The following is a 10834-nucleotide window of genomic DNA, read 5'->3' as shown; positions in this document are numbered from 1 at the left end:
GTGCACGAGCCGGGCGGGGTCGGCGACCCCCGAGGCCACGAGCGCGGCGAGCACCCGACGCTCGAGCTCGATGCGGCGTGAGGCCGGCAGCGCGTCGACGACCGCGCGTCGGGTCAGCTCGTGGCGGAACCGCACCCCGTCGGCGCTCACCGCGAGGAGCCCGCCCTCCTCGGCGGCCCGCAGCGCCCCCTCGGACCCCGGCACGAGCCGCGCGAGCAGGTCTCGGTCGACCGCGAAGGGCACGACGGCGAGCTGCTCCACGTGGTCCTGCGTCGCGGCATCGAGGCGCCGCAGGCGGCCCGTCACGGCGTCGACCACCGTCGGGGGCACGCGCGCCTCGTCGGCGGAGGCGATGAGCTCGGTCACGAAGTAGGGGTTGCCCTCGGTCATCCGGTAGACCCGCTGGGCATCGAGCCCGCTGTCGGCGGTGAGCGCGCCCACGGCGGCGGGCGACAGGTGGGCGAGGGCGATGCGGTCGACGCGGTCGCCGTGTCCGAGGTCGCCGAGGAGGCGGCTCAGGGGGTGGTCGCGGTCGAGCTCGTCACGGTACGTGAGCACGAGCACGGCGGGCAGGTCGTCGATGCGGCGGGCGAGGAACCGCAGCACGTCGAGGGTGGCCTCGTCGGCCCAGTGCACGTCCTCGACGATGAGCGCCGTGCCGCCGGGGGCGGCGAGCTCGTCGCGCAGCGCGGCATAGACCTCCTCGCGGTCGCCGGCGCGCAGGGCCTCCCCGAGGCGCGGTCCCACCGACGGCGCGAGATCCCGCAGCGGACCGAGCGTGCGTGGCGTGGACATCGCGTCGCACGACCCGACGAGGACCCGGGCGCCGCCAGGGGGATCGTCCCGAAGCGCGGCCACGAGCGTGGACTTCCCGATTCCGGCCTCGCCGTGGAGCAGCACGACGCGGCCGCGCCCGGCCGTCGCCTCCTGCACGGCCGCGCGCAGCTCATCGAGCTCGGTCTCGCGTTCGAGCAGGGAACTGCGCACAGGCCGAGCATGCCCGCCGCGGGCGCGCGCTGCAACCGGACGCGCCCTGAGACGCGGCGGGACTCAGGGCTTCGCGCGGATCAGAGGCCCGAGTAGGCGTGCAGTCCCTTGAAGAACAGGTTCACCACGGTGAAGTTGAACAGCACCGTCGAGAAGCCGATGATCGCGAGCCACGCCGATCGCGAACCGCGCCAGCCGCGGGTCGCCCGCGCGTGGATGTACCCGGCGTAGACCACCCAGATGATGAAGGTCCACACCTCCTTGGTGTCCCAGCCCCAGTACCGGCCCCACGCCGCCTCGGCCCAGATCGCGCCGGCCATCAGCGTGAACGTCCACAGGATGAAGCCGATGATGATGACGCGGTAGGCGAGGTTCTCGAGGGTCGCCGAGTCGGGCAGCGTCGCGAGGAAGTTCTGCTTGACGGCCTTGGCGGATGCCGCGAACGACTCGCGTCGCGCCTGCATGAGCTGCACGACCGAGAGCGCGAAGCCCAGCGCGAGGAATCCGACCGCCGACGTCGCCACGAACACGTGGATCACGAGCCAGGCCGACTGCAGTGCCGGCGGCAGGGGCACGACGCTGACGTAGAAGTTCACGGTCGCGATGCCGAGCAGCACGAGCACGAGGCCGGTCACGAAGGTGCCGAGGAAGCGCAGGTCGTGCTTCGCGACGACGAGCACGAGCAGGTAGACCGTGGTGATGACGAGCGTGCCGGTGAGCGCGAACTCGTACATGTTCGCCCAGGGCACCCGGCCCGCCGCGAGGCCACGGGTGACGTCGGCGGCGAGGTGCAGCAGCCACGCGACCACCGTCATCGCGACGGCGACGCGCAGGGCGGGCGAACGGCCCCAGGCGACGGATGCCCCGCGCGCGGGCGGTGCGGCCACGAGCGTGTCCGTGCCTCCGGCGGCTGCTGGTGCGCCGTCGTTCGCTGCCGTGCCGGCGGCGGCTCGCGCGAGCGCCCCGGCCACAGGCGCGGATGCCACGACGGCCGCCTTCGCGTCATCCGCCGCCTTCGTCGCGGCCGCAGACCGACGCGCGAGGTCGATCGCGTAGGCGATGAACGCGATCGCGTACACGGCCATGGCCGAGTACACGAGGATGATGGAGATCTCGTCGAGCGTCACTGTTCTACCTTACGTCGAAGGATTGGCGCGGTCATCGGCGGATTCGCCGTCTGGCGCCGACTCGGGCCCTGCCTCGACCACGGGCGTCGCCGCTGCGGCATCCGTCGACGCACCCGCGTGCGCGTTCGCGAACGAGGCCACCGCCTCCTCGAGGCCCGGGTCCTCGCCGCGCGCGAGGCCGGCGTACTCGAGCACCACCGAGCCGTCGCGCCGGCGCACGGCCTTGACCCACATGCGGCGACGCGGCACGAAGAGCGACACGAGCAGGCCCGCGATGATGAGCACCGCGAACACGAGCACCCAGCCCTGCGACGGGTCGTCGTGGATGTCGAAGCTCGCGAACCGGCTGACGCTGTGCGAGTAGTCGCCCTCGGCGGCATCGGGGTCCACGTCCTCGAAGGTGACCGAGCCGAGGCCGTTCGGCAGCTCCAAGGTCTCGCCGGGCATGAGCTCGATCGACTCGACGCCGGTCGCGCCGCCCGTGAGCTGCTCCATGCTCGACGGGTCGAGCGTGTACACGGAGGTCGGCTCGCCGCCGTCGATGCCGAGGTCGCCCTGGTAGACGTTCAGCGTCAGCACCGGGTAGATGAGGTCGGGGTAGTTCGACGTGAACGCCCCAGAGGCGAGCGTCTCCTGCGTCGGGTAGAAGAAGCCGACCATGCCGAGCTGCTCCTCGAGGCCGTCGGGCACCTTGACGACGCCGATCGACGTGAGGTTGGCGTCCTGCGGCAGGAACGGCACCGCGTCGGTGAACACGACCTCGCCCTGCGGGTCGCGCACCGTGATGGTGGGGGCATACCCGTTGCCGAGCAGGTAGACGTCGGTGCCGTGCACGCGCAGCGGCTGGTTCACCTTGACCACGCCCGGCGTCGACTCGCCGCCCTGGGCCTGCACCGACACGTGCGCGGTGAAGTCGATCGGCTGTCCGATCGCCTCCTGGTTGCGCGTCTCGTACACGGCGTCGAGCTCCTCGAGCGAGAGCTTGTACGGGTCGAGGGTGCCGTCGTCGAAGAAGCGGCCCGGGTTGAACGAGTCGTACGCCGCGAGCGTGTTCACGAAGGACTGGCCTTCGACGACCACGCGTTGTCCTGAGAAGCCGAAGCCGCCGCCGATGCCCACGGCGACGAGCACGCCGAGCAGCGCGGTGTGGAAGACGAGGTTGCCGGTCTCCCGCAGGTACCCACGTTCGGCCGACACGGATGCCTCGCCGCGCAGGTCGTAGCGCTCGACCCGGTAGCCGGCGCGCTTGAGCTCGGCGGCCGCGCGGTCGACCGCGGCATCCGGCGTCTCACCCGTCGGCAGCGGCCGCACGGTGAAGCCGGCGAGCCGCGAGAGTCGCACGGGCGTGCGCGGCGGGCGGGCGCGCAGCGCGTCGAAGTGGTGCTTCGTGCGCGGGATGACGCAGCCGATGAGCGACACGAACAGCAGCAGGTACACGGCCGAGAACCACGCCGACGTGTACACGTCGAACAGCTGGAACCGGTCGAGCACCGGCGCGAGGCCCGGGTTGTCGGCGAAGTACTGGGTCACGCCGTTCGGGTCGCTCGAGCGCTGCGGCACGAGCGAGCCGGGCACCGCGGCGATCGCGAGCAGCAGGAGCAGCAGCAGGGCCGTGCGCATGCTCGTGAGCTGCCGCCACGCGAAGCGCAGCCAGCCGACGAAGCCCAGTTTCGGCTGGGTGACGGATGCCGCGTCCGACGACTCGGCATCGGGCTGGGGAGCGTCGATGTGGTCGTCGGGCCGCGACAGTGCGTCGGGGTCAGATCGCGGGGACAAAGCCGGTGATCACCGCCTGCAGTTCGTACATCCAGATGGTCCAGAGGCCCGACACCATGAGCAGGCCGATCGCGATGAGCAGCGATCCGCCGATGATGTTGATGGTGCGGATGTGGCGGCGGAAGAAGGCGAGCGAGCCCGTGACCCAGCCGAAGCCGAGCGCCACGAGCAGGAACGGGATGCCGAGACCCAGGCAGTACGCGAGCCCGAGCAGCAGCGCACGGCCGGCCGACGCCGAGTCGGCGCTGAGCGTGAGCACGACTGCGAGGGTCGGGCCGATGCACGGGGTCCAGCCGAGGCCGAACACGATGCCGAGCAGCGGCGCCCCCGCGAGGCCCGTGGCCGGCCGCCACGACGGCTTGAAGGTGCGCTGCAGGAACGTGAACTGGCCGATGAAGACGAGGCCCATGACGATGAGCACCACGCCGAGGGCCCGGGTGATCACGTCGCCGTAGGCATTGAACCACGCTCCCGCGACGCCGGCGAGCAGGTTGAACGTGACGAACACGACCGTGAACCCCGCGATGAACAGCAGCACGCCGAGGACGAGCCGGCGGCGGTTGCGTCGTTCTTCGGAGGCGACGGCCGAGGCATCCGTGAACCCGCCGAGGTAGCCCAGGTACCCGGGCACCAGCGGCAGCACGCACGGCGAGAGAAACGAGACGAGCCCTGCGGCGAGCGCGATCGGCACGGCTGCGAGCAGCTGCCCGTTCAGCACGATGTCGCCGACGCCGCCCACGCTGCCGCCGCCCCTAGGCCTGCTCGGCCAGGAGGCCGTCGACGATCGACTCGAGGATCGACGCGTCGGTGAGCTGGCCGAGGATGCGCGCAGCGACCCGGCCCTCGCGGTCGAGCACGATCGTGGTCGGCACCGCGGCCGGGGGCACCGGACCGGCGAACGCGAGCTGCGCCGAGCCCGACTCGACGTCGAGGATCGACGGGTAGGTCACGCCGTACTTCTTCTCGAACGAGGCCGCGGTGCCCGCCTGGTCGCGCACGTTGACGCCCACGAAGGTCACGCCCGAGTCGGCGGTGTCGGCGTCGCTCGCGGCGGTGTCGGCGTCGCTCGCGAAGCCCTGCGACACGTCCTCGAGGATCGGCGCCTCCACGCGGCACGGCGCGCAGCCGGCGTACCAGAAGTTCACGACCGTCACGTCGCCGAGCGTGTCGGCCGAGTCGAAGCTCTCGCCCTCGACCGTCTCGCCCGAGAACGCGATCGGCTCACCCCGCTGGTCGGCCGCGTACTCCGAGATGGTGCCGTCGCCGGCGATGTAGTTCTTGCCGCTGCCCTCGCGGTACTGGTCGGCGAGCGGGTCGCTCGTGCACCCCGTGAGCAGCAGGGCGGATGCCGCGGCGAACGCGGCGAGGATCGTGAGCCCGGCACGGGGCTGCATCCGGCGCCGCATCACACCGCCCCCACGTCGCTGGCGTTCGCGGAGAGGCGGCGAGCCGGATCACGGTAGCCGACCTCGACGAAGGACGCGCCGCGGCGCTCGAACGTGGTGATGCTCGACAGCGCGCAGCGGCGTCGCCGGGGGTCGTGCGCCAGCGACTTGCCCGCGACCCGACGGTGCACCATCCAGATGGGCAGCTGGTGGCTCACGATCACGGCGTCCCCGCCGTCGGTCGCCCTCCAGGCGTCATCCATGGCGTGCAGCATGCGCCGGGCGATTGAGCCGAACGGCTCGCCCCAGCTCGGCTCCCACGGATTCACGAGGAAGGCCCAGTTGCGGACGTCGCGCAGTGCGCTGTCTCGACCGCTCATGCGCTTGCCCTCGAACCGGTTCTCGGGCTCGATCACCCGGTCGTCGAGGGCGGCCTCGAGCTCGAATACGCGGCCGATCGGCTCCGCCGACTGCTGCGTGCGTTGCAGCGGGGAGGAGATCAGGGCGCCGATCGCCCGGCCGCGCGAGGCGAGGTCGTCGGCGGCGAGCTGCGCCATCTCGTGGCCGAGGCTCGAGAGGCCGTAGCCCGGGAGTCGGCCGTAGAGCACGCCCTGGGGGTTGAACACCTCGCCATGGCGCACGAGATGGATCTGCTCGGCCGGCACGGTCTCCAGTCTAGAGAGGGGTTCCCTTTGAATCCGCCGAGGGTCGGGCCCTCGTGGGCCACCGCGCGGCCGTCGGGTCGACCGCCGCTGCGGCCGCCGTCTCACGCCTCGTCGGCGAGCGCCTCGAGCAGGTGCAGTGGCGGCACGAAGAAGGTCGCCCCGGTGACGGCGGTCGAGACGTCGAGGATGCGGTCGTGGAGGCCGGGCGGGTCGCCCAGGAACATCCGCTGCAGCATCCGCTCGATGACCCAGAGCCGACGCGAGTACCCGATGAAGTACGTGCCGAACTCACCGGCCGCGGGGCTGCCGAAGGGCATGTTGTCGCGCAGGATCTCGAGCTCGTTGCCCTCGTCGTCGGTGATCGTGGTGAGTGTCTTGTGCGCCCGCTGCGGCTCGGTGTCGTCGAGCTCCAGATTGTCGGCCTTGCGGCGGCCGATCACCGCCTCCTGCTGCTCGGTGGTCATCGCGTTCCACGCCGTGAGGTCGTGCAGGTACTTCTGCACGACCACGTAGCTGCCGCCCGCGAACGCCGGATCCTCGTCGCCGATGAGCGTCGCGTCGGCCATTCCCGCGCCGCTCGGGTTCGCGGTGCCGTCGACGAAGCCCAGCAGGTCGCGCGCGTCGAAGTAGCGGAATCCCTGCACCTCGTCGGCTACCGTCACCGCGCCGCCGAGCTGCTCGAGCAGGAGCCGCTCGAACTCGAAGCAGAGGTCCGCGCGATCGGCGCGGATGTGGAAGAGCAGGTCGCCCGGAGTCGAGGGGGCCGTATGCGCACCGCCCGTGATCGCCGTGAACGGCCGCAGCTCGGCGGGGCGCACCGTCTGCCCGAGACGCTGCCACGCCGACGCGCCGATGCCGACGACGCACGAGAGGTTCGCGGCCAGGTCGCGGAATCCGACCGTCTTGGCGAGGTCGTCGAGACCCGAGAGCACGTCGCGGACGGTCGCCAGGTCGCCCGGCTCGGGGCCGATCACGACCGTGAGGAAGACCGCCGACTGCGACAGCGGCGCGTCGACCTTCTGGGCATCGATCGGAACCCTGCGGTCCGTGTCCTCCACCGGCGAACCCCCTCCCGCTGCGGCATCCGCTCGCTGCTCGCTGATGGTACCGGGAGGCGCGCGGAAACGCCCCGGTAGGATGGTCGATCGTGAACTCACGCACCTTGATCAAGAACCTCGCCGCGCTTCCCGACGGCCCCGTCACCGTCGCCGGATGGGTCGAGACCGTGCGCGATCAGAAGAAGGTGCAGTTCGTCATCCTGCGCGACGAGTCGGGGGCCGTGCAGCTCGTGAACCCCGCGACCCGCGAGCTCGACCCCGAGGGCGTGAGCGTCGGCGCGGCCGAGGCGCTCGCCACGACCGAGACGATCTCGGCGCTCTCGCACGGCTCGTTCATCACGGTCACCGGCGAGCTGAAGCACGACGAGCGCGTCAAGCTCGGCGGCATCGAGGTGAAGATCGGCTCGCTCGACGTGGTCGCCGAAGCGAACCCTGAGACGCCCATCGCGGCCGACTCCAGCCTCGACAAGCGCATGGACTGGCGCTTCCTCGACCTGCGCCACCCCAAGCAGCACCTGATCTTCCGCATCCAGACCACGTTCCTGCACGCGCTGCGCACCTACTGGGTCGAGCACGACTTCATCGAGATCCACACCCCGAAGCTCATGGCATCGGCGTCCGAGTCGCGCGCCGAGCTCTTCGAGGTCGACTACTTCGAGGGCAAGGCGTACCTCGCGCAGAGCCCCCAGTTCTTCAAGCAGATGGCGCAGCCGGCCGGCTTCGGCAAGGTCTTCGAGGTGGGCCCCGCGTTCCGCGCCGACCCGTCGTTCACCTCGCGCCACGCCACCGAGTTCACGTCGGTCGACGCCGAGATGAGCTGGGTCGACTCGCACGAGGACGTCATGAAGATGCACGAGGAGCTCCTCGTGGCCGGCTTCGCCGCCGTCAAGGAGAAGCACGGCGCCGAGATCGCCGAGCTGTTCGGCATCGACCTGCAGGTGCCCACCACGCCGTTCCCCCGCATCCCGCTCGCCGAGGCGAAGCAGATCGTCGCCGACCGCGGCTACGTGATCCCCCGCACCGACGAGGACATGGACCCCGAGGGCGAGCGACAGATCTCCGCCTACGTCAAGGAGACGTACGGGCACGACTTCGTGTTCCTCACCGACTACGCGTCGAGCATCCGGCCGTTCTACCACATGCGCCGCGAGGGCGACCCGGGCATCACGAACTCGTACGACCTCATCTACAACGGCGTCGAGATCTCGACCGGGGCCCAGCGCGAGCACCGCATCGACGTGCTCGTCGAGCAGGCGAAGGAGAAGGGGCTCGACCCCGAGGAGCTCGAGTTCTACCTGGACTTCTTCCGCTACGGCGTGCCGCCGCACGGCGGCTTCGGCATGGGCCTCGCCCGCGTGCTGATGCTCATGCTCGAGGAGCACTCGATCCGCGAAACGACGTACCTCTTCCGCGGCCCGACGCGCCTGCTCCCCTAACGGGGCCTGCCCGCCCCGCCGGCCACCCCCGCCTTCCCGCCCCGCTCCCGCCCGCGCGCGGTGAGATGACGCAAATCGACCTTCGCGACCTCGGGAACGTCGATTCGCGTCACCTCGCGGCGTCTGGAACCCAGCCCGCGGCGAGCAGCGCCTCTCGGACGCGCTGCAATCGACGCGTTCGACGCGCTCCGCGGTGCGAGGCGTTGAAGCGGATGACGCGCCACCCGGCATGCGCGAGATCCTCGAGACGGTCGATGTCGCGGGCGTACTGGTGAGGGTCCTCACCGTGGTGCCGACCGTCGTACTCGACAATGACCCGATATCCGGCGTACACGAGGTCACCGATGGCGATCAGGTGCCCTGACGCGTCGAAGATGGGCACGTTCACCTGCGGCTCCGGCAGGCCGCATGCCGTCAGGTCCAGGCGCAGGTCGGTCTCCGCCGGAGAGTCAGTGCCGGGACGCACGAGTTCGAATGCGGCCCGAAGGGCACGCTGGCCCCGGTTGCCGGCATGACCGTCGATCGCCTCGCCCAACTCGACCAGAGTCGCGTGCGGATGCCGCCGGCGCACGAGCGCGTCGCCCACCTCCACGAGCCTCCGCACTGAGAGCTCACCACCGAGCTGGCACCAGGCGTCGACGGCCGAGACCACGCGTAGCCCTCCGACCTCGACGACCGCCGCGCCGCCGGGTCGGAGCCGGTGCCCCCTCACGCCGGCTGACCGCGGGATGCCGTGCGGCTTGAATGCCGAGACGTGGATCCTCCGGTCATCGCCGAGGGGAAGCGGCAGGCCGTGCAGGAGCGCGGCGGTGCGGTGGCTGAAGACTTCGCAGTCGCGCATCCTCTCGGCGTACGCACGACACAGCCGCTCCGTCGAGGCCGACGCACTCCGCGGCATCCGCACCCCGTGGAAGGGTCGTTCGAGGTCGGACCCTCGAAGCCGTCCCTCGCCCACGTTCCACGCATGGGCATGGGCGACCGTGAACGGTGCGGCGGCGAGCGGGATCGGGAGAGCCTTGCGCGGGGGCATGCGGCAATCGTGCGACGAGAATCCGCGGCCGACGCACGGCGCTGACCGAAGTGTGGACGATCCGACGTCCCACAACGGGGGCTCGTTCGAGTCGCAACGATGGATGAGCGGCCGTGAAGTGACGCGAATCGACCTTCGCGAGTAGGACGAACGTCGATCTGCGTCATCTGGGCGAGGTGGATGGGTGCGGCGAGGGGGGCGGCGAGGCCGCCGCCCGCGCCGGCCGCGTAGGCTCTGAGGATGACGGTCGACACGACGCCGATGGTGCGGATCGAGGGCGGCACGTTCCGCATGGGCTCGGCCGAGTTCTACCCCGACGAGACGCCGGTGCACGAGCGCACCGTGGGTCCGTTCGAGATCGACCTGCACCCCGTCACGAACGAGCAGTTCGCGGCGTTCGTCGAGGATACGGGCTACGTCACCGTCGCCGAGCGGCCGCTCGATCCGGCCGACTTCCCGGGCGTCGACCCTGACGGCCTCGTGCCGGGCGGGCTCGTCTTCACGCCGACCGAAGGTCCGGTCGACCTGCGCGACTGGAGGCAGTGGTGGCGCTGGGGCGAGGGCGCCAGCTGGCGGCATCCGTTCGGCGCCGGGTCATCCGTCGACGACCGGCCGACGCATCCGGTCGTGCAGGTGAGCCTCGAGGATGCCTCGGCCTACGCCGCGTGGGCGGGCAAGCGACTGCCCACCGAGGCGGAGTTCGAGTACGCGGCCCGCGGGGGCCTCGACGGCGCCCGGTTCGCCTGGGGCGACGACGAACGGCCGGGCGGCGAGCTCATGGTGAACCAATGGCAGGGGCACTTCCCGTACGAGAACACGGGCGCCGCGGGCTGGGTCGGCACGTCGCCGGTCATGACGTTCCCGGCGAACGGCTACGGCCTCTTCGACATCACCGGCAACGTGTGGGAGTGGACGACCGACTTCTACGCGCCGCGGCACGAGGTGCCCGGGCGGGTGCCGGTCGAGGCCGGCTCCCGCGAGAACCTGCTCGCCGCGGAATCCGCCGAGCCCGGCTCGCGCATCCCCCGCCGGGTGCTGAAGGGCGGCTCGCACCTGTGCTCGCCCGAGTACTGCCTGCGCTACCGCCCGGCGGCGCGCTCGCCGCAGGCCGACGACACGGCGACGACCCACATCGGGTTCCGCTGCGCCCGCGATTCGGCATGACCCGCAACGCGGACCGACCCGCGACACCGCACGGCGCCGATCAGGTCGACGGATGCCGCGACGCGACCGCGTCGGCGAGCGTCGGGTACGACCGCCCCTCGGCCTCGAGCCCGGCGAACCAGCTCGTGCGGCGGGCGACGACGGCGCCGGGCTCGGGCACGGCGGCGACGCGCAGCTCGATCCCGAGCCCGGCGCGCTCCCGATCG

The 10834-nt window shown here is 71.3% G+C and carries 10 protein-coding genes; 2 read left to right on the top strand and 8 right to left on the bottom strand.

Going from position 1 to position 10834, the window contains the following annotated elements:
- From AC1DY2_RS08380 to AC1DY2_RS08350, 7 genes are all read right to left on the bottom strand, one after another.
- A partial coding sequence (locus AC1DY2_RS08380) for an AAA family ATPase (protein WP_476761996.1) occupies positions 1-987 on the bottom strand: 987 nt, incomplete at its 3' end.
- An 80-nt stretch (positions 988-1067) separates the two neighbouring features.
- A complete protein-coding gene (gene ccsB / locus AC1DY2_RS08375) occupies positions 1068-2072 on the bottom strand; it encodes a c-type cytochrome biogenesis protein CcsB (protein ID WP_476761998.1) in 1005 nt (334 codons plus the stop codon).
- A 51-nt stretch (positions 2073-2123) separates the two neighbouring features.
- A complete protein-coding gene (gene resB / locus AC1DY2_RS08370) occupies positions 2124-3863 on the bottom strand; it encodes a cytochrome c biogenesis protein ResB (protein ID WP_476761997.1) in 1740 nt (579 codons plus the stop codon).
- Positions 3864-3873: 10 nt separating this feature from the next.
- Positions 3874-4629, bottom strand: a complete 756-nt coding sequence (locus AC1DY2_RS08365) for a cytochrome c biogenesis CcdA family protein (RefSeq protein WP_476761995.1) — start codon at positions 4627-4629, stop codon at positions 3874-3876.
- Positions 4630-4642: 13 nt separating this feature from the next.
- Positions 4643-5284 (bottom strand): TlpA family protein disulfide reductase, encoded by a 642-nt coding sequence (locus AC1DY2_RS08360; RefSeq protein WP_476761994.1) that lies wholly within the window; start codon positions 5282-5284, stop codon positions 4643-4645.
- 11 nt (positions 5285-5295) lie between these two features.
- The gene (locus tag AC1DY2_RS08355) at positions 5296-5940 is read right to left on the bottom strand and encodes a histidine phosphatase family protein (RefSeq protein ID WP_476761993.1); all 645 of its coding nucleotides are present in this window, start codon (positions 5938-5940) and stop codon (positions 5296-5298) included.
- Positions 5941-6041: 101 nt separating this feature from the next.
- Positions 6042-6998 (bottom strand): Dyp-type peroxidase, encoded by a 957-nt coding sequence (locus tag AC1DY2_RS08350; protein WP_476761992.1) that lies wholly within the window; start codon positions 6996-6998, stop codon positions 6042-6044.
- A gap of 89 nt (positions 6999-7087) precedes the next feature.
- On the opposite strand from AC1DY2_RS08350, the gene aspS reads away from it, so the two are divergent.
- Entirely contained in the window at positions 7088-8434 is a 1347-nt protein-coding gene (gene aspS / locus AC1DY2_RS08345) for an aspartate--tRNA(Asn) ligase (RefSeq protein WP_476761991.1), read from the top strand.
- 109 nt (positions 8435-8543) lie between these two features.
- Here aspS and AC1DY2_RS08340 read toward each other — a convergent pair whose 3' ends face one another.
- Complete coding sequence (locus AC1DY2_RS08340; protein WP_476761990.1) at positions 8544-9275, bottom strand: endonuclease domain-containing protein; 732 nt, start codon at positions 9273-9275, stop codon at positions 8544-8546.
- A 429-nt stretch (positions 9276-9704) separates the two neighbouring features.
- On the opposite strand from AC1DY2_RS08340, the gene AC1DY2_RS08335 reads away from it, so the two are divergent.
- Entirely contained in the window at positions 9705-10628 is a 924-nt protein-coding gene (locus tag AC1DY2_RS08335; RefSeq protein ID WP_476761989.1) for a formylglycine-generating enzyme family protein, read from the top strand.
- Positions 10629-10834 lie beyond the last annotated feature (206 nt).

It is taken from the genome of Agromyces sp. P1_H4 (genome assembly GCF_056405255.1).
The sequence above is the reverse complement of the archived record's forward strand: the minus strand, read 5'-3'. Positions and strand labels throughout refer to the sequence as shown.